Annotated in this window: 16 protein-coding genes; 7 read left to right on the forward strand and 9 right to left on the reverse strand. The window is 72.1% G+C overall.

All coding sequences use genetic code 11. The features are described 5' to 3' along the window. Positions 1–95: 95 nt before the first annotated feature. Complete coding sequence (locus ABT034_RS16340; protein WP_351215576.1) at positions 96–752, reverse strand: UdgX family uracil-DNA binding protein; 657 nt, start codon at positions 750–752, stop codon at positions 96–98. 116 nt (positions 753–868) lie between these two features. Between ABT034_RS16340 and ABT034_RS16345 the strand changes: the two genes are divergently transcribed. The 3 genes from ABT034_RS16345 to ABT034_RS16355 are packed head-to-tail and all read left to right on the forward strand — an operon-like array spanning position 869 to position 3,111. Then, positions 869–1,921: a DNA topoisomerase IB gene (locus ABT034_RS16345; RefSeq protein WP_351215578.1), complete on the forward strand. Its 1,053-nt coding sequence runs from the start codon at positions 869–871 to the stop codon at positions 1,919–1,921. A 55-nt stretch (positions 1,922–1,976) separates the two neighbouring features. After that, entirely contained in the window at positions 1,977–2,681 is a 705-nt protein-coding gene (locus tag ABT034_RS16350; RefSeq protein ID WP_502972942.1) for a nucleotidyltransferase family protein, read from the forward strand. A 49-nt stretch (positions 2,682–2,730) separates the two neighbouring features. Beyond that, a complete protein-coding gene (locus ABT034_RS16355; protein WP_351215580.1) occupies positions 2,731–3,111 on the forward strand; it encodes a hypothetical protein in 381 nt (126 codons plus the stop codon). Positions 3,112–3,233: 122 nt separating this feature from the next. Here the strand turns inward: ABT034_RS16355 and ABT034_RS16360 are convergent, their stop codons facing one another. From ABT034_RS16360 to ABT034_RS16375, 4 genes are all read right to left on the reverse strand, one after another. Then, on the reverse strand, positions 3,234–4,376 hold the full coding sequence (locus tag ABT034_RS16360) for an alpha-lytic protease prodomain-containing protein (RefSeq protein ID WP_351215582.1): 1,143 nt from the start codon (positions 4,374–4,376) through the stop codon (positions 3,234–3,236). Between the two features lie 215 nt (positions 4,377–4,591). Further along, entirely contained in the window at positions 4,592–5,476 is an 885-nt protein-coding gene (locus tag ABT034_RS16365; RefSeq protein ID WP_351215584.1) for a geranyl diphosphate 2-C-methyltransferase, read from the reverse strand. A gap of 14 nt (positions 5,477–5,490) precedes the next feature. Further along, on the reverse strand, positions 5,491–6,720 hold the full coding sequence (locus ABT034_RS16370) for a family 2 encapsulin nanocompartment cargo protein terpene cyclase (RefSeq protein WP_351215586.1): 1,230 nt from the start codon (positions 6,718–6,720) through the stop codon (positions 5,491–5,493). A 196-nt stretch (positions 6,721–6,916) separates the two neighbouring features. Further along, positions 6,917–8,329: a family 2B encapsulin nanocompartment shell protein gene (locus ABT034_RS16375; protein WP_351215588.1), complete on the reverse strand. Its 1,413-nt coding sequence runs from the start codon at positions 8,327–8,329 to the stop codon at positions 6,917–6,919. A 341-nt stretch (positions 8,330–8,670) separates the two neighbouring features. On the opposite strand from ABT034_RS16375, the gene ABT034_RS16380 reads away from it, so the two are divergent. Then, positions 8,671–10,128: a basic amino acid/polyamine antiporter gene (locus tag ABT034_RS16380; RefSeq protein ID WP_351215590.1), complete on the forward strand. Its 1,458-nt coding sequence runs from the start codon at positions 8,671–8,673 to the stop codon at positions 10,126–10,128. A 49-nt stretch (positions 10,129–10,177) separates the two neighbouring features. Next, positions 10,178–11,440 carry an arginine deiminase gene (gene arcA / locus ABT034_RS16385; RefSeq protein WP_351215592.1) on the forward strand — a complete coding sequence of 421 codons (1,263 nt, stop codon included), beginning with the start codon at positions 10,178–10,180 and terminating at the stop codon, positions 11,438–11,440. Positions 11,441–11,529: 89 nt separating this feature from the next. On the opposite strand, the gene ABT034_RS16390 is transcribed toward arcA, so the two are convergent. The 4 genes from ABT034_RS16390 to ABT034_RS16405 form a co-directional block, all read right to left on the reverse strand. Beyond that, positions 11,530–12,036: a DUF1269 domain-containing protein gene (locus ABT034_RS16390; protein WP_351215594.1), complete on the reverse strand. Its 507-nt coding sequence runs from the start codon at positions 12,034–12,036 to the stop codon at positions 11,530–11,532. A gap of 47 nt (positions 12,037–12,083) precedes the next feature. After that, complete coding sequence (locus ABT034_RS16395) at positions 12,084–12,692, reverse strand: hypothetical protein (RefSeq protein WP_351215596.1); 609 nt, start codon at positions 12,690–12,692, stop codon at positions 12,084–12,086. Positions 12,693–12,790: 98 nt separating this feature from the next. After that, the gene (locus tag ABT034_RS16400) at positions 12,791–13,885 is read right to left on the reverse strand and encodes a baeRF3 domain-containing protein (protein ID WP_351215598.1); all 1,095 of its coding nucleotides are present in this window, start codon (positions 13,883–13,885) and stop codon (positions 12,791–12,793) included. Between the two features lie 50 nt (positions 13,886–13,935). Beyond that, positions 13,936–14,361, reverse strand: a complete 426-nt coding sequence (locus ABT034_RS16405) for a DUF1269 domain-containing protein (RefSeq protein WP_351215600.1) — start codon at positions 14,359–14,361, stop codon at positions 13,936–13,938. Between the two features lie 317 nt (positions 14,362–14,678). Between ABT034_RS16405 and ABT034_RS16410 the strand changes: the two genes are divergently transcribed. Together ABT034_RS16410 and ABT034_RS16415 are read left to right on the forward strand one after the other, a co-directional pair. Continuing rightward, on the forward strand, positions 14,679–14,870 hold the full coding sequence (locus ABT034_RS16410; protein WP_351215602.1) for a hypothetical protein: 192 nt from the start codon (positions 14,679–14,681) through the stop codon (positions 14,868–14,870). A gap of 127 nt (positions 14,871–14,997) precedes the next feature. Further along, positions 14,998–19,158: a bifunctional nitrate reductase/sulfite reductase flavoprotein subunit alpha gene (locus tag ABT034_RS16415; RefSeq protein ID WP_351215604.1), complete on the forward strand. Its 4,161-nt coding sequence runs from the start codon at positions 14,998–15,000 to the stop codon at positions 19,156–19,158. The last annotated feature ends 50 nt before the right edge of the window (positions 19,159–19,208 follow it).

Genomic DNA, 19,208 nt, shown 5'->3' on the forward strand with positions numbered 1-19,208 from the left:
TGTAACGCCCGTTCGGTCAGTTCGTCGCTCGTCGTGCTTGGGGAGCGGCTGCCCGGGCGGCCTTCGTGGAAACGCGGCGGTTCGGCGTGAGGGCTTCACAGCAGTCCGGCGGCGGTCCTCAGGTCCGCGACGAGGCCCTCGTACGCGGCCTTCCGGTCCGGCGCGCGGAGCACGGCGGAGGGGTGCACGGTCGCGAGGACCCGGGCCCCGTTCTCCGCGTTCGGCAGGGGGCGCGGCACGCCCCGGTCGGCGCCGACACGGAAGGACGGCCCGAGCAGGGCCCGGCCGGCCGTGGCGCCGAGGACGATCACCAACTCGGGTGCGACGAGCTGGAGTTCGGCCGTGAGCCAGGGTTGGCAGGCGAGGGTCTCGCGCAGGCTGGGCGCCTTGTGGATACGGCGCTTCCGGGTCTCGTCCCGGGTGAACTTGAAGTGCTTGACCGCGTTGGTGACGTACAGGTCGTCCTCGTCGAGCCCCGCGTCGCCCAGGGCGCGGGAGAGCAGCCTCCCGGCGGGACCCACGAAGGGGACGCCCTCGCGGTCCTCCTGGTCTCCGGGCTGCTCTCCGACCAGCATCACGCGCGCGTCCTTGCCGCCCTTGCCGAAGACGGTCCCGGTCGCGTCGCGGTACAGCGGGCAGCCCCGGCAGTCGGCGGCGGCCCGCCGGTGCGCCGGCAGGCCGCCACGGCGCGGCAGGTAGGGCGTCGCGTCGTACGCGTCGGGACCGGGCCCGCCGGCACTGCTGTCGGGCATCGTGCGCCTCCCGGCTGTTCGCGTCCCCCTGGCGGCTGCCCGCTCGGCACCCGCCCAACCGTGGCGGGCGGAGGTCCGCCTCGCGTGATTCCGCCGATCCGGGGCACAGGCATGGGGTGCGACTGAGGACCAGTGATGCAGGCGGGCCCGGTTGGCGCCGTGTCCGCCACGGCCGTGGTTTCCGCTATCTCGACGCGCGGGACCGGCCTCTGCCGGAGGCCGACCGCGCACGCGTACGCGCCCTGGTGATCCCCCCGGCCTGGCGTGACGTGTGGATCTGCCCCTGGCCCAACGGGCACGTCCAGGCCGTCGGGACGGACGACTCGGGCCGCAGGCAGTACCTGTACCACGAGGAGTTCCGCGCCCGTCAGGAGCGCGCCAAGCACGAGCACGTGCACGAGGTCGCCGCCGCGCTGCCCCGGTTGCGGGCGGCGGTGGAGCGCGACCCCGGGCGCCGCGGGCTGTGCGAGGAGCGGGTCCTGGCCTGCGCGGCCCGCCTGCTCGACCTGGGCTTCTTCCGCGTCGGCGGAGACCGCTACCGGCTGGACAACGGCTCGTACGGGCTGACGACCCTCCTTCGGTCGCAGGTCAGCTGCTCCGGCGTCCTCGTCGAGTTCGACTACCCCGGCAAGTCCGGCAAGCAGGTGACCGCCGCCCTCGTCGACGAGCCGGTCCGCCGGGTGATCCGGGCCCTCGTGCGCCGGGGCGGCGACAGCCCCCGGCTCTTCGCGTACTGGCGGGGCGGGGCATGGCACGAGGTGCACGCGGAGGCCCTGAACGCCTATCTGCGGGACCGGTCCGGCGTGGACATGAGCGCCAAGGACTTCCGTACCTGGCACGCGACCGTCCTCGCGGCCGTCGCGCTCGCGGTGTCGGAGGAGGCCGGGGCCGAGTCGGTGACGGCCCGCCGGAAGGCGGTGCGGCGGGCCGTCTGCGAGGTGAGCGACTATCTGGGCAACACCCCCGCGGTCTGCCGCGGCTCGTACATCGCGCCGCGCGTCATCGAGCGGTTCGCCGAGGGGGTCACGGTCGCCGCCGTGCTCGAACGTCTCGGCGAGCACGGCGTGTTCGGACATCCGGCGACGCGGGGCGCCGTGGAACGCGCCGTGCTCGACCTCCTGGAGGAGCCCGACCGACCTCGGAGGCGTTCTTCCCCGCGCGCTGGGTAGCCGCTTGTTCCCGCCCCTCGACGAGCAGCGGCGGCACCTGTGAGGAGGAAGCTCCATGAACCTTGCCGAAGGCCGCCCCCTGGACGCCCGCACGTCGCCGGGCGATCCGCTTCCCGCCCGGATCGCGGGCTTCGCGGCGCGCACCGCGGGGGGTATGCCGGAGCAGGACCTTCCGCTGGACCATACCCAGGCGATTCTCGAGGTCACCAAGGAGATCGCCGGCGTCCTCAAGGCATCGGAATGCCCGTTCGCCCTGGTGGGGAGCGTCGCGGCGTACGCCTACGGGATCCCCGTGCGGCTCCAGCACGACACGGACTTCGCCGTGCGCCGCGAGGACGCCGACACCGTGAAGGGCCTCCTGCGCGAACACGGGATCGAGATCGTCGATCCGCCGGAGGACTGGCTGGTCAAGGCCCGTAGGGGCGGGGAGCACATCGACCTGATCTTCTCCCTCGCGGGCCGGCCCGTCACCAGCGAGCTGCTCGAACGCGCGTGGACGCTGCCCGTGGACTCGGTGCACATGCCGGTCATCGACCCGACCGACCTCATGGTGGGGCGGCTCGCCGCCCTGTCCGAGCACCACTGCGACTACGGAAAGCTCCTCCCCGTCGCACGGGGTCTCCGTGAGCGGGTCGACTGGGACCGCGTACGGAAGGAGACCGGGGACGAGCCGATGGCGGCCGCCTTCCTGTACCTCCTCGAGCTCCTCGACGTCATCCGGCCGAGCGACGACGCCGAGGACGGCGGGCCGGGCGAGTGAGCCCGCTGCCTCCGGGCAGTCGCCCACAGCGAAGAAAGGAGGAGCCGCCATGCTTCTCATCGGACTTCTGCTGCTCATCGCCGCCGGAGCCTTCACCGGTCTCCTCATCGCCGACAACATCTCCGGCAGCCCGAAGTACGAGGCGACGGTGCTGGACCACCCCGTCGGCACGGTCGACACTCTGGGCGCCTTCCTCGCCGGCATCGGTATCGCGCTGGTCCTCTGCCTCGCCCTCGCCATGGTCCTCGGAGGCATGGCCCGGCGAAGGCGTACGGGTGCGCACGGCACGCGAGCGACCCACCGCCGGTCGGAGGTCCCGCCGCGCGAGGACCGCGAGTACCACGACGACCGCACCGGGCCGCCGGCCGGCGACGCCCACCCGGGGCTCTGGGAGCGGATGACGGGCAAGGGGGACGAGAGGCCTCGATGAGGAGCCGCGGCGGCCCCTGAAATCCCGCCGGAGGGCGTCGGCGCCGCGCCCCGGGCCGGTGGTCGATGGTCGCGGTTCTCGACCCCACCGGTCCGGGGCACGGGCGCCGCCCCTCGGCGGGCTCAGGCCGTGTGGAGCGTCAGCCCGTACCGGCCGAGGATCTCGTTGACGGGCTGGAACCAGGTCTCGCCGCCGGTCGAGCAGTTGCCCCAGCCGCCCGAGGTGACGCCCTGGGCCTGGTCGCCGCTGATGAACGCGCCGCCGGAGTCACCGCCCTCCGCGCACACGCTGGTCTTCGTCATCTGGTGCACCGCGCCCTGGCTGTAGTTCACCGTCTGGTTCTTGCCCAGGACGGTGCCGCAGTGCCACCGGGTCGTGGACCCGGAGCGGCAGATGGACGCCCCCACGGGCGCCTCCGCCGAGCCGCGGACGAGCCGGTCCGGCACCGTCCCCCAGCCGAGCACGACCGGGACCGTCCACCAGCCGCTGTGGATGCTCACGTGCGCGTAGTCGTCGCCGGGGAACGAGGAGCCCTGGAAGGTGCCCATCGCGGAGCCGTCCCAGCCGCGGACGGCGGCCCCGGCCCGGCCGCAGTGGCCGGCGGTGACGAAGCCGCCGTGCACGGAGAAGCCGATGGAGCAGCGGACGTTGCCGGTGTAGTACGGGTCGCCGCCGACAGTTCCCGCGGCGTACGTACGGGGTGCGGCCGCCGTCTCGGCGACGGTGACGGGCGCGCTCTCGCGGGCCCGCTCGACGAAGGCGCGCACGGCGGGCGCGTCCCGGTCGGCGCGGACGACGGTGACGACGACGCTGTTGGTGCGGGGGTCGACGTGCCAGCCGGCGACACCGGCCGGGGCCGAGCGGGCGTCGAGGCGGGCCTTGGCGCGGTCGAGTGCGCCGGCGCTGTGCCGGACGAGCCGGGTGTCGGCGCCGAGCGCCCGGACCTCCGCCTCCTCGCCCCGGTCGGTGAGACCGACGACGAGCCGTCCGCTGCGTACGTCGAACCAGGCGCCGCCGTACGAGTCGCCCGCCGCCTTCTTCGCCTCGAGCTCGACCCGTGCCGCGTCCCGTTCGGCCTTCAGCCGCTCGGCGGCCTGCTTGTCCGTGAGCCCGAGGTCCCGGCGCATGGCGTCGAGGAGACCGGCGGAGGCGGTGGGCGCGGCGCCGGAGGGTTCGGCGCTCGCGGGGACGGCGTGGGCGGCGCTGAGTCCGACGGTGAGCATGAGGGCCGCGACGGCGGCGCGCAGGGCTGATGTACGTCTCACAGGAGCCTCCTGGTGGGGGAAAGAGGACGTTGAGAGCGCTCTCAAACAAGCACGGCGTACGCTAGCGGCCTTCACTTGTCAGGTCCATACCATGTACAGAAATCAGAGCCGAGCGTCGGACCACCGGCGGCGACGGGGCAGCCGAAGGGGCCGGGTCCGTCGGTTGACGGACCCGGCCCTGGCGTGCCGGCCGGACCTCGGCCGGCTGGACGCGGTCAGACGCGGTCGGCCGCGATCAGGACGTACTGGAAGGAGCCGTCCTTGTAGGAGTTGATGAACGCCTCCTCGATGCCGGTGACGAGGGACGAGGTCGCACGCAGCTCCCAGTACGGCAGGGTGTCCGGCGTCAGGTCGATGACGGCCTGCGGTACGAGACGGTTGTCGGCCATCGCGCGCAGGTACTCGCGGCGGGAGTGGATGTTGCACTCGAAGTGCGCGTTGATCTGGGAGACCCACTTCGAGGGCTGGCCGTACCGCGGGTTCCAGCAGCCGGTGATGGTCACGTAACGGCCGCCGACCGCGAGGACCCGGGAGTGCTCGGCGAAGAGGTCGTGCAGGTCGACGTACATGCTGGACTCGTTGTTCCACGAGCCCGCGGCCTGCCCCGTCTCGAAGGGCATGTCGAGCATGTTGCAGACGCGGGCGCGCACATGGTCCTCGATGCCGAGTTCCTTGGCGCGCTGGTTGCCGAAGTCGGCCTGCTTGGCGGAGAGGGTGACGCCCTCGACCTTGCAGCCGAAGCGCTGGTGGGCCATGACCATCGAACCGCCGCGGCCGCAGCCCGCGTCCACGAGCGTGTCGTCCCGTCCGATGGAGCCGAGGTGGTCCATGAGCACCACGGCCTGCGCGGACTCCAGCCGGTGCAGCTCGGCGATCAGCTTCTTCTCGTACTCGCTGTCCTCGATGTCCCCGAGGGCGGCGTGGTCGATGTCGCCGATGCCGTAGTGGTGGTGGTAGAGGCCGTCGACATCACCCAGGCGCAGGTTCACGGGCCTGGCCTCGTCGTTCCAGTAGCGGGCGATGTCGCCCTGGTAGGGCGTCGCCGGAGAGGGGACGAACGCGGAGGTGCCGTTGACGGTGGTGTACTCGGTGCTGGTCACAGATAATCCATTTCTTACCAGAAATCGGGCAGGCTGTAGCGGTAGGTGTTGGTCTGGTGCCAGTAGTGGTTGCCGTCGACCCACACGGCCACGCCCCGCAGGAAGCGCAGCACGCTCGGGACGGGGCAGGCCGCGGCGAGGTCGGCGGCCGCGGCCTCGAAGTCGCGCATGAGGTCGTTGTGGACCTCGACGGCCTTCAGGTACCCCTCCTTGTCGGAGAGGTTCTCCCGTTCGGCGATCACCACGGGCAGGTTCAGGTGCTTGCCGGGACTGGCGAGTTCCTTCGTGTACGAGTACAGGTCGTTCACGATGGTGGTGGCGTTCCCGGCGAGCGCGAGGACGCGCTGCATGGCCGGCTGGGCGTGCAGGTCCGCTGGCAGTTCGTAGCCGCCGACGGAGTCCGTGATGGTGGGGCAGGGGCGGAAGTTGTTGAACTGGCGCATCGCCAGGTACTCCCACACCTCCGGCACGTGGTTCGTCTCGGTCCAGGCCGCCTCGGCGAGGTACCCCAGGTGCAGCCGGGCCATGTCGTGCCGGTACCGGTCGGCCTGGGAGGGGGTGGCCTGGGCGGTGAAGTACTCCATGGCGGAGCGGTAGGCGCGCCGGGGGGCGTCCGCGTGGAGCGACTCCGCCCACGCCGACTGGTACTCCCCCGTCGTGTGCAGCGGGTCGAGCGCGGTGTGCGCGAGGAGGAGGCGGCCGCCGAGTCCGATGGGCGAACCGCCGTGGTCCTCGCAATAGCAGTCGTCGACGGCGTTCTCGGCGACCATGAGGCGGGTGGCGAGCATGACGTGCTCGACGGTCGGGGCGTCCGGGTGGCAGGCGACCATGTAGCGCCCGACGGAGAACCCGTCGAACTCGCCCTCCCAGTCCTCGGGGAACAGCTGGACCTCATCCAGGGCCCACGCCTTGATCCGGCGGCTGACCTCGTCCACCCGTGCCGGGTCCGGTTCCGGTACGGGGTGGAAGTAGAGGCCGGGGATCGGCCGCCCCGCCGCCGGCGCCTCGGGGGCCGGTGCCGCCTCGTGCCGGGCCAGGGACAGGGCCGCCGTGCCGAGCCCGGTGGGGCCGGACGGGGTCCATCCCGGGCCGGGGAGGGGCGGCGCGGCGACGGCGGCTTCGGCGGTCGCGCCGGTGCCGGCGGCCTCGACGGGCGGGGCCGACCGGCCGAGGACGCGGGCCCCGAAGTGGGTGGTGGCGGTGGGCAGGCTCGACTGCAGAGGGGAAGGCCCGGGTTCGGGCATCCGTGACTCCTTGGTGAGGGGGTGAACTGTCCGGGCTCCCGGGCACGCTGGACCGGCCCGGGAGACCCCCGGGCCGTCGTTGCTGTCGTTGCTGTCGTTGCTGTCGTTGCTGTCTTTGCTGTCGTTGCTGCTGTTGCTGGCGTTGCTGCTGTTGCTGGCGTTGCTGTCGCGGGGCGGCTCGCGCCCCGGACGCGGCCTAGTCGCGCCTGCGCGCGATCTGCACGTTCTCCAGGACGCCGAGCGCGTTGGGCACGAGGATGGCGGCGGAGTAGTACGTGGTGACGAGGTACGACATGATCGCCTGCTCGCTGATGCCCATGAAGCGCACCGAAAGGCCCGGCTCGTACTCCTCCGGCAGTCCGGTCTGGCGCAGACCGATGACGCCCTGGTTGTCCTCGCCGAGGCGCATGGCGAGGATCGAGCTGGTGTTCTCCTTGGTGATGGGGATCTTGTTGCAGGGCAGGATCGGGACCCCTCGCCAGCCCAGGACCCGGTGCCCGTCGAGCTCGACGGTGTCCGGGTAGAGCCCGTGGGCGTTCCACTCGCGTCCGATCGCGGCGATGGTCCGCGGGTGGGCGAGGAAGAGCTTGGTGCCGCGGCGGCGGCAGAGGAGCTCGTCGAGGTCGTCCGGGGTGGGCGGGCCGGAGTGCGTCTGGATCCGCTGCTTGAAGTCGGCGTTGTGGAGGAGGCCGAACTCCCGGTTGTTGATCAGCTCGTGCTCCTGGCGCTCGCGCAGAGCCTCGATGGTGAGCCTGAGCTGCTCCTCGGTCTGGTTCATCGGCCCGTTGTAGAGGTCGGCGACCCTCGTGTGGACCCGCAGCACGGTCTGCGCGACGGAGAGTTCGTACTCGCGCGGCTTGAGCTCGTAGTCGACGAAGGCGCCCGGCAGGTCGACCTCGCCGGTGTGGCCGGCCGACATGGCGATCTCGGCCTCGCCATGGCGGTTCTGCCGCTGCTGGGGCAGCGAGCTGAACTCCTCGATGTGCGCCTGGAGGGCCGGCGCGGAGGACTGTACGGCGGCGAACTCGGCCCGGGAGAGGGTGAGGAGCGTGCCGGAGGTCTCGGCGGTGGCGGTGTAGTCGTATCGGGCGTCGGCGTCCAGAAGGGCGTTCTCACCGAACCGGTCGCCGTCGGCGAGCACCGCCACGGTCACCTCGTCGCCGTACTTGCCGAGCGAGGTCTGCCTGATCCGGCCGTGGGCGATCAGGTGGATCTGCTCGGCGGGGGCGCCGCGCTCGACCAGGACCTCACCGACGCCGAAGTCGCGCTGGACGCAGCGGGCGGCCAGTGCGTTCAGCACCTCCTCGTCCTCGAAGTCGCGCAGCAGCGCGAGTTCGCCGAGTTCGCGGGGGATCACCCGGACGTGTGCACCGTCCTGGACGAATTCGACGCGACCGTCCCCGACCGTGTAGCTCAGCCGGCGGTTGACCCGGTAGGCGCCGCCCTTGGTCTCCACCCAGGGGAGCATCCGCAGCAGCCAGCGCGAGCTGATCTCCTGCATCTGCGGGGCGGACTTGGTCGTGGTGGCGAGGTTCCGGGCGGCCGCGGTGCTCAGGCTGGACTGCTTCGGGGCGTCCAGCTGTGCGTCCGGGCTTGTGTCAACGGTCATGGGGGCGGGCTCTCCTTGGGAGGGGGGTGGCGGCCCGCGCACGGGTGCGCAGACCGAGGAGGAGGAGAAAGGGGGAGGAAAAGGAGGAACGGGGTGAATCTCTGGGAATCCGTCCAGATCCGGGGGAACAGTAACGGTCGGTGATCCCGACATGCCTCATCGGACCGGGGGCATTACCTCGAAACGGCGATCTTGATCCGTACGAGGTTTAACCGCGCGAACGGCGGTTTTCGGCCCGGCACAAGGGAATTCACGGAGGGACGAAGAGTGCCTTACTGCGACAAACACCTACCGTCGGGCTAGATTCGGCTAGCCCGGCGAACCCGTCGAAGAGGTAGGTCATGTCGAACGCCGATACCAGTACGGGCAACGCCACCGGTTCCACGCCCACCGCCAAGCTCACGCTCGTCACGCTCACCGCGATGGTCGTCGGGTCCATGGTCGGGGCCGGCGTGTTCTCGCTGCCGCGGCGGTTCGCGCAGGAGACCGGTGTCGCGGGCGCCCTGATCGCCTGGGCCGTCGCCGGCTGCGGCATGCTGATGCTGGCGTTCGTCTTCCAGACGCTCGCGGTGCGCCGCCCGGACCTGGACGCCGGTGTCTACGCGTACGCGAAGGCCGGCTTCGGCGAGTACCTGGGGTTCTTCTCGGCCTTCGGCTACTGGGCGAGCGCCTGTGTCGGCAACGTGACGTACTGGGTGCTCATCATGTCGACGATCGGCGCCGTCGCGCCGGCGCTCGGCGACGGCGACACCGCCCTCTCCATCATCCTGTCCTCGGCCGGACTGTGGGCGTTCTTCCTGCTCGTCAGACGAGGGGTGAAGGAGGCCGCGGCGATCAACCGGATCGTGACCGTGGCCAAGGTCGTACCGATCATCGTCTTCGTCATCCTGGCCCTGTTCTGTTTCAAGCCGTCCGTCTTCGCCGACAACTTCGGCGGCGAGGACTACGCCGGCTCGCTGTTCAACCAGGTCCGCGGCACCATGCTCGCCACCGTCTTCGTCTTCCTCGGCGTCGAGGGCGCCAGCGTGTACTCGCGGCACGCCAAGCGCCGCGAGGACGTGGGCCGGGCCACGATCCTGGGTTTCCTCAGCGTCTTCGCCGTCTTCGCCTCGGTGACCATCGTGTCGTACGGCATCATGCCGATGAGCGAGATCGCCGAGCTGCGCCAACCCTCCATGGCGGAGGTCCTGGAGGCCGCGGTCGGCACCTGGGGCCAGGTCTTCGTCAGCGTCGGCCTCATCGTCTCCGTGCTCGGCGCCTATCTCGCGTGGACCCTCATGGCGGCCGAGGTGCTCTTCGTGGCGGCGAGGGACGAGGACATGCCGCGCTTCCTCGGGCGCTCCAGCGGTGACGACGTGCCCGTCCCGGCCCTGCTGATGACCACGTCCCTCAGTCAGGTCGTCCTGGTCGTCACGGCGTTCTCCGACGACGCCTTCAACTTCGCCCTCGACCTGACCAGCTCGCTCAGCCTGATCCCGTTCCTGCTGGCCGCCGGGTTCGCGGTGAAGATCGCCCTGAGACCCGCGCAGGAGAAGGTGGCGGGGGAAAGCACCCGGCGGGAGCTGGTCGTCGCCGTCCTCGCCACGGTGTACACGGCGTTCCTGCTGTACGCCGCCGGGCCCAAGTTCGTCCTGGTGTCCTTCATCCTCTACGCCCCCGCGACCTTCCTGTTCGTCAAGGCCAGGCGTGAACAGGGCAGACGGCTCTTCTCCGCGCGGGAGCTGGTGATCCTGGCCGTCTCCGTCGCCGGCGCCGTCCTGGGGATCGTGGCCCTCGCGACCGGCTGGATCAGCCTCTGAGCCCGGCAGCCCCCTTCACCTGTCCCCCGCCCCTGGAAAGGCCCGCCGCATGACCAGCCACGACGCCTCCGCCAAGCCCGCGCTCGGCGTGTACTCCGAGGTCGGACGACTCCGCAAGGTCCTCGTCTGCTCCCCGGGGCTCGCCCACCGCCGGCTGACGCCGACCAACTCGGACGACCTTCTCTTCGACGACGTGATGTGGGTGGAGAACGCGCAGCGCGACCACGCCGACTTCGTCAACAAGCTGACCCAGCGGGGCGTCGAGGTCGTGGAGCTGCACAACCTGCTCACCGAGACCATGGCCGTCCCCGAGGCACGGGCCTGGCTCCTCGACCGGAAGATCACTGCGAACGAGGTCGGTCTGGGCCTCATCGACGACACCCGGGCCTTCCTCGACTCCCTCGCGCCGCGCGATCTGGCCGCGTACCTCATCGGCGGCCTGTCGACGGCCGACCTGCCCGACGCGTTCCGTTCCGGATACGTCTCCCTGGCCCGCGAGGCGACGGGGGCGCGCGAGTACCTGATGCCACCGCTGCCGAACACGCTCTACACCCGGGACACCACCTGCTGGCTGTACGGCGGGGTGACCCTGAACCCGCTGTACTGGCCCGCCCGGCACGGCGAGACCCTCCTCATGAAGGCGGTCTACTCCTTCCACCCCGACTACGCGGGCGCCACCGTCTGGTGGGGCGACCCCGAGGAGGACTGGGGCCAGGCCACCTTCGAGGGCGGCGACATCATGCCCGTCGGCAACGGCGTCGTCCTCATGGGCATGAGCGAACGCACCTCGCGCCAGGCCATCACCCAGGTGGCCGCCTCCCTCTTCAGGAACGGCGCCGCCGAGCACGTCATCGTCGCCGGCATGCCGAAGCTGCGCTCCGCGATGCACCTGGACACCGTCTTCACCTTCGCCGACCGCGACATCGTCACGCTCTACCCGAAGATCATGGACGCGGTCCACACCTTCTCGCTGCGCCCCGGCGACAACGCGCCCGGGGTCGAGATCACCGACGAGGGCAACACGCCCTTCGTCGACGTGGTCGCCAAGAGCCTCGGCCTGCCCCAGCTCCGGGTGATCGAGACCGGCGGCGACGTGTACGCCTCCGAGCGGCAGCAGTGGGACAGCGGCAACAACGCCGTCGCCCTCGAACCCGGCGTCGTCTTCACGTACGACCGCAACACCCAGACCAACACGCTGCTGAGGAAGGCGGGCGTCGAGGTCATCACCATCGTCGGCGCCGAACTCGGCCGGGGGCGCGGCGGCGGGCACTGCATGACCTGCCCGCTCGTCCGCGACGCGGTCGACTTCTGACGAGAGGAACGCGGAGAGCCGGTCACCCCTCCCGGGAGGGGTGACCGGCCCTCCGCGTTCCTCTCGCGGCGGACGACGGGGGGTGCGCGTCAGTCGTCGCCCGCGGCCGGGCCCGCCAGCTGTGCGGCGAGTTCGCGTTCGCTCTGCTCCGGGAGCGAGGTCTTGAGCACGGTTCCGCCGAACTGCTCCATGGCGGCGGCGAACCTGTCCTCGGTGACCTTCGAGGCCATGATCACGACGGCGGCCGAGCCGGGTTCGAGCAGCGACCGGACCTTCTCGCGGAAGGCGTTGTCGACGCCCATCTGGTTCAGCTTGCCGATGATCCCCCCGACGGCGGCGCCCACGACGCCGATTCCCGGGGTGAGGATCACGATGCCGAGGACCATGCCCCACAGGGCGCCGGCGGTGGCCGAGAGGGCCACCTTGCCCTCCCTCTTGCCCGGGGTGTCGACATGGGTCTCGCCGTCCGCGTCCACGGAGACGACGGCGAGGCCCTTCAGTTCGACCACGTGGCTGTCCTCCAGCTCCTGGACCGCGGCGAAGGCCCGGCGCGCGACGGCGGGATCGTCGTAGCCGAGGACGATGAGTTCGGACATGCGGTTCTCCTCCTGTGTCGGTACCGCTTCTGCCGGTACCGCTTCCGTCAGTACCTCTGGGCCTTGACGAGCTTCGGGGTCAGCACCGGCTCGGCGGGCCGCCGGCTGATGACCACCGGCTGCTCGCGTCCGCCGGGTTCGAGGTCCTCGACGCCGACGAAATGCGTCTCGACGGCCTTGCCCGAGGGGTCGAGGAAGTCGACCTGGACGGCGTAGGAGGCTTCCTCGTCCGTCTTGTTGGTGATGTTCAGGACGACGGCGAGGCGACCGCCGGTCTCGGCCCGGGGCTTGCCCGACATGGCGACCTCGTTCAGGGCGTTGCCGCGCCCCTGTACGTCCTCCAGGGCGTCCTCGGCCTCCTGGCGCGAACGCTCGATCTCGGCCCCGATGGACGCCTTGCGCGACGCCTCGCGCTCGGATGCCGAGGCAGCGGCGGAGGAGGCGGAGGCGCGCGCCGATTCGACGGCCTCCGCCGCCGAGGAGGCGACGGCCGACGGCGGTTCGCCCGTGAAGCCGCCCGTGTCGGGGGCCGTGGCGCGTGGGCTGAACGTGGGGCCGCCGGTGTCGTCGCCGCCGGTGTCGCAGGCCACCAGGCCGGTCGCGCCGAGGGCGACGGCGATCACGGCCGCGGCCGCGCTCACCGCGCGTGCGCGCACCGTTGAAGGGTTCACGGGATGCGTCCTCTTCTCGTTTCCGTGCCGTGGTCGTGGTCAGGGTCGGGGAGTCAGGGGCGGGGTCGGGGTCGGGGCCGGGGTCAGTAGCGGAGTACGCCGGCGATGCGGTCCATGTCGAGCAGGGTGTCGTCGCGTACGAACTGGACCTCGGCTCCGGTGTCGAGGGCCCGCTCGACGATCTCGTCGACCATGTCGTCCCGCGCCCCGGCCTCGGAGGGTTCGGCGGGCTCCAGATGGCCGCCGTCGTCCCGTACGACGGTCCGGTAGTGGTCCTCGACGGCGAGCAGCCGGACCCGGCCCTCCTTCACGGCCTGCCACACCTCGTCGATCCCTCCGGCGTACTCCCGCCGCCCCCGGGCGGCGTCGAGTTCGGCGACGACCGTGGTCGACGCGGCGGCCTCGCGGGCGACGCGGGCGGGCTCGACGGCCTCCCGCACCGCCGTGGCCGGTCCTCGCGCGAGCCCTCCGTGCTGGACCGGCGTGGTGCCCGGCAGCAGCGGACCGCTCTCCTCCAGGAGGGCGAGGGCGGCGGGCTCACCGACCACGTACAGCGGGCGCGGCCGGGAGGCGAGGACCGCGCGCAGCGCCTGGTGCGCCTCGCGCAGGAACTGCCGGGTGGCCTCGTACCGGAAGGTGCTGGGCACGTCTCCGACGCGTTCCTCGCGCTCCACGTCCTGGGGGTCGAGGTCGCGGCTGAAGGGGAAGCCGTCTCCGGTGTGCTCGGTGACCCGCTCGGGGTCGCCGCTCCACAGCGAGACCCGGTCGGCCGCCACCGCGAGCGTCCAGGAGGGCTGTTCGGCGGCCTGGGCGGCGACGAGGTTCCGGGTGAGGAAGGTGTCGGCGAGGACGACGCGCTCCGGGACCGTCCGGGCCACCGACCAGACGTGGTACTCCCCCGGCGCGACGAAGATCACCAGACCGTCCTCGGCGTGCGCGAGGTCGACCTCGGCCACCGCCCGCCGCAGCTGGTGCAGCACGTCGGCGCGCCGCTCACGGGTCACCGCCGGGTCGTCGTGGATCGCCTTCTCCGCCGCGGCCACGAGGTTGCGGAGGCGTACGGGGTCCTGGGCGTTCTCCGGTTCGCGGCGGTGCGTCGGCATCACGAGGGAGACTGCGGGATACGGGCGGGGCTGTCGCAGCTTCGCGAGCACGTCGCTGTTGAGCGCGGGGTCCATGGGAAGGCCTTCCTGGCGGTTCCGGCGGTTCTGCGGGGAGGTCGGAGCGGCTACTGGGGCCCGGCGAGCTGGTCGGCCAGTTCCTTCTCGTCCTCGTCGCTGAGCGAGGTCTTGAGGACGGTGCCGCCGTGCGGCTGCATGGCCACCGTGAACTTGTCGTCGGTGATCTTCGACGCCATGATCACCACGGCGGCCGCGCCGGGCCTGAGGAGGTCCTCCACCTGCTGGCGGAACCGGTCGTCGACTCCGGACTTGCTGAGCTTGCCGACCAGGCCGCCGAGGGCCGCTCCGGTCAGGAGGCCGACGCCGGGCAGCAGGAAGAGAATGCCGAAGATCGCTCCCCAGAGGGCCCCGGAGGCGGCGGAGACGCCGACGATGCGGCTGGTGGTGTCGACATGGGTCCTGCCGTCGGCGTCCACGGAGACGACGGCGAGACCGTTCAGGTGCACCACGTAGTCGCGTTGCAGGTCCTGCACCGTGGCGAACGCCCGCTCTGCCGCTTCCGGGTCGTCGTATCCGATGACGATGACATTCCCGCCTCCTGTCGCGGCGGCACCGCGCCGGACGTCCGCGTCGCCCTCCGGCGGAGAGGCCCGAGCGGCCTCTCCAGGGCCGACAAAATGTCATCTTGTACCGATATGCACACCCTCGCGACTCGATGATTCCCCTCCGGGGGCGTACGGATGAACCCCGCCGCGCGGACGTGCGCCACCGCCTGCCCCGCATGGGCGGGTCTCCCCCGGTGCCGGAGTGTCCGGCCGGGGTCGCGCCGGTGCCCGGACATAGTGCGGGCATGACACACACCCCCCACCCCTCGCGCACGCGCCCGCGTGCGCGGTCCCGCAGGGCCCTGCTCTGCGCGGCGCTCCTCGCCCTCACCGTGCAGACGGCCGCCGTCGCACCCGCCCTCGCCGAGCCGCGCCGTACGGTGGACGCCGTCGCGCTCTCAAGGGACCGGTTTGCCGACGGCTCCGCCCCCTCGTGAGGTGCTCACACAGCGCCCCGGGCCGCTGTGTGATCGGTGTTACGGGCGATGATCGACCCGGTTGACACAGGTGTAACGGGCATTGCGTACGGTCGGGGCTCGAACGGTTCCACAGAGAGGCGCCCCGGTGACCCCACAGGACTCGGCGGACCCCCGGGGCGGTACGGCCGCACAGGTGCGGACCGTCTGCTCGTACTGCGGTGTGGGGTGCGGCCTGCTCCTCGACGTCGGCGCGGGGCCCGACGGACGCCGTACGGTCCTCAGGGCGACGGGCGACAAGGACCACCCGGCCAACCGGGGGCGGCTCTGCACCAAGGGCGCCACCACCGCCGACCTGCTCGCCGCCCCGGGCCGCCTGACCACCGCGCTCGTACGGGAGGAGCGCGGCGCCGACCCCGTGCCGGCGGACACCGACCGGGCCGTCGTCGAGACCGCCCGCCGGCTGCGGGCGATCGTGGACGAGTACGGGCCCGACGCGGTCGCGCTCTACGTCTCGGGTCAGATGAGCCTGGAGGCGCAGTACCTCGCCAACAAGCTGGCGAAGGGCTTCATCGGCACCAACCAGATCGAGTCCAATTCCCGGCTCTGCATGGCGAGCGCCGGCACCGGCTACAAGCTCTCCCTCGGCGCCGACGGCCCGCCCGGCTCCTACGACGACCTCGACAGGGCGGACGTCTTCCTGGTCATCGGCTCCAACATGGCCGACTGCCACCCCATCCTGTTCCTCCGCATGATGGAGCGGGTCAAGGCGGGGGCGAAGCTGATCGTCGTCGACCCCCGGCGCACCGCCACCGCCGACAAGGCCGACCTGTTCCTGCGGATCAGACCGGGCACGGACCTCGCGCTGCTCAACGGGCTGCTGCACCTGCTGCACGAGAACGGGCACACCGACCCCGACTTCGTCGCCGCGCACACCGAGGGCTGGGAGGCGATGCCCCCGTTCCTCGCCGACTATCCGCCGCACGAGGTCGCCCGTATCACCGGCATACCCGAGGACGACATCCGTACCGCCGCCGAGTGGATCGGCACGGCGGCCGAATGGACCAGCTGCTGGACCATGGGCCTCAACCAGTCCACCCACGGCACCTGGAACACCAACGCCCTGGTCAACCTGCACCTGGCGACCGGCGCGATCTGCCGTCCCGGCTCGGGCCCCTTCTCCCTGACCGGCCAGCCCAACGCCATGGGCGGACGCGAGATGGGGTACATGGGCCCCGGCCTGCCCGGACAGCGCTCGGTCCTGGTCGCGGAGGACCGGGCGTTCACCGAGGAGCTGTGGGACCTGCCGCCGGGCACGATCCGCGAGGACGGCTCGGGGCGGGGCACGGTCGACCTCTTCCGGCGCATGGCGGACGGCGAGGTCAAGGCCTGCTGGATCATCTGCACCAACCCGGTCGCCTCCGTCGGCAACCGCGCCACCGTCGTCGACGGCCTGCGGGCGGCCGAACTCGTCATCACCCAGGACGCGTTCGCGGAGACCGAGACCAACGCCTACGCGGACGTCGTCCTGCCCGCCGCCCTCTGGACCGAGACCGAGGGCGTCCAGATCAACAGCGAGCGCGGCCTCACCCTCACCCGGCCCGCCGTCGACCCGCCGGGCGAGGCCCTCGCCGACTGGCGGATCATCGCCCGCGTCGCCTGCGAGATGGGGTACGAGAAGGCGTTCGCGTACGACAGCGCCGAGGAGATCTTCGACGAGATCAAGCGGGCCGGGAACCCGAAGACCGGATACGACCTGAGCGGGGTGTCGTACGAGCGGCTGCGCGCCACCCCCGTCCAGTGGCCCGCCGCGGTCGGGGGGCCCGCGCGGAACCCGATCCGGTACGTCTCCGGGGACGGCACGGGGCCGGTCTTCCCGACGGCGAGCGGCCGGGCCGTCTTCCACGCCCGGCCGCACATCGACCCGGCCGAGATGCCCGACGACGCCTATCCCTTCGTCCTCAACACCGGCCGCCTCCAGCACCAGTGGCACACCCTCACCAAGACGGGGAAGGTCGCCAAGCTCAACCGGCTCAACCCGGCGCCGTTCGTCGAACTGCACCCCGAGGACGCCCTGCGGCTCGGCATCGCGGAGGGCGACCCCGTGGAGATCGCCTCGCGGCGCGGCAGGGCCGTGCTCCCGGCGGTGGTCACCGACCGGGTCGGTCCCGGCAACTGCTTCGCCCCCTTCCACTGGAACGACCTCTTCGGCGAGGACCTGTGCGTCAACGCCGTCACCCAGGACGCCGTCGACCCCCTCTCCTTCCAGCCCGAGCTGAAGGTGTGCGCGGTGGCGCTGGCGAAGGCGGCGGCTCCGGCGGCCGTGGTCCCGGCGGTCCGGGCTCCGGCGGCTTCGGTGCCCGCGGCTCCGGTACCGGCCGTGGTTCCTTCCGCCGTCATCCCCGCCGTCTCCGTGGTCCCTCGGGTTCCCAGCGGTGGTGTGCCGACCGGGTCGGCCGCCGTCTTCGGCCTCGAACCGACCCCGCCGCCCGCCCTGACCGCCGAGGAGCGGCAGTACCTCGTCGGCTTCCTCGCCGGTCTGGAGACGGGCGCGCCGGGGGTGCCGGTGCTGCCGCCCGGCGCGCCCTTCCGTGAGGATCACGCCCGCTGGGTGAACGGCGTCCTGGCCGGGCTCTACTCCCGCGCCCCGCAGGCCCCGGCCGCCGGCGGAGCGGGCACGGCGGGCCGCGAGGTCGTCGTGCTGTGGGCCTCCCAGACCGGGAACGCCGAGGGCTTCGCCGCCGCCACCGCCGAGCGGCTGCTCTCGGCGGGCCATCGGGCCGCGCTCGCGGGCATGGACGAGACCGACCTCGGCGCGCTGCCGCCCGCGGCCGATCTCCTCCTGATCACCAGCACGTTCGGGGACGGGGACGCGCCCGACAACGGCTCGGGGTTCTGGGACGCGCTCGCCGCGCCCGACACCCCGCGCCTGGACGGCCGCCGCTATGCCGTGCTCGCGTTCGGGGACTCGTCGTACGGCGACTTCTGCGGGCACGGGCGGCGGCTCGACCGGCGCCTCGACGAGCTCGGGGGCGTCCGCCTGGCCCCCCGTACCGACTGCGAACCCGACTACGAGCCCTCCGCCCTCGCCTGGCTCGACCAGGTCCTCGCCGGTCTGTCCGACGCGACGCCGGCTCCACCGGCGCCGGCCCCCGTCTCCCCCGCCTCCGCGCCCGCGCGCCGGCCGGGGCCGGCCACCACGCCCGCCCGGCTCGTCGGCAACCGGCTGCTCAGCCTGCCGGGCGCCGGCAAGGAGGTCCGCCAGTTCACCTTCGACACGAGTGAGACCGGGGCGCCGCTCGGCTACGAGAGCGGCGACGCCCTCGGCGTGCAGCCCGTGAACTGCCCCGAGCTCGTCGCCGAGTGGCTGGCCGTGACCGGACTCGACGCGGACGCGCCCGTGGAGCTGCCCGGCACCGGCCCGGTGCCCTTCGGCGAGGCACTGCACCGGCATCTGGACATCACCGGCGTCTCCTCCGCGCTCCTCGGTTTCGTCAGTGACCGGACCGGCGACAACCGGGACCTGAAGAGGCTCCTGCGGCCCGACAACAAGGACGGGCTCGCCCAGTGGACGTGGGGCCGGCAGGCCGTGGACGTCCTGGCGGAGCACCCCGTCCGCGCCGCCGCGCAGGAGTGGGCCGACGTCCTCGGCCGCCTCAGGCCCCGGCTGTACTCGATCTCGTCCAGTCCGCTCACCGACCCCCACCGGGTGTCGGTGACCGTCTCCGTCGTCCGTTACGAGAACCGCCGCGGACGTCCCCGCAAGGGCGTCTGCTCGCCGTTCCTCGCCGATGCCGAACCCGGCGCGGAGGTCCCGGTCCTCGTCCAGCGCGCTCCGCGTTTCCGGCCCCCGGCGGACCCGGCGACCCCGATGGTGATGGTGGGTCCCGGCACGGGCGTGGCGCCTTTCCTCGGCTTCCTCGAGGAGCGCCGGGCGCTCGGCCACCATGCTCCGAACTGGCTCTTCTTCGGCGAGCAGCACCGCGCCACCGACTTCTACTACGAGGAGGAGCTCACCGCCCTCCTCGCCGACGGCACCCTGGACCGGCTCGACACCGCCTTCTCCCGCGACCAGCGCGCCAAGGTCTACGTCCAGGACCGGATGCGGGAGCACGGACCGCAGCTGTGGTCCTGGCTCAAGGCCGGCGCGCACTTCTACGTGTGCGGGGACGCCGCCCGGATGGCGAAGGACGTCGACCGCGCCCTTCGCGACATCGCCGTCACCCACGGCGGGCTCGACGAGGAGTCGGCGGCCGTGTACGTGAAGCAGCTGGCCGCCGACAAGCGGTACGTCCGGGACGTGTACTGAGTCTGCCGCCGGAGGCTCGGCGGGGTCACCCGCTTGCCGGTCCGCAGCTT

Origin of the sequence: Streptomyces sp. NPDC002773, assembly GCF_040295605.1 — a bacterium.
Lineage (GTDB): Bacteria > Actinomycetota > Actinomycetes > Streptomycetales > Streptomycetaceae > Streptomyces.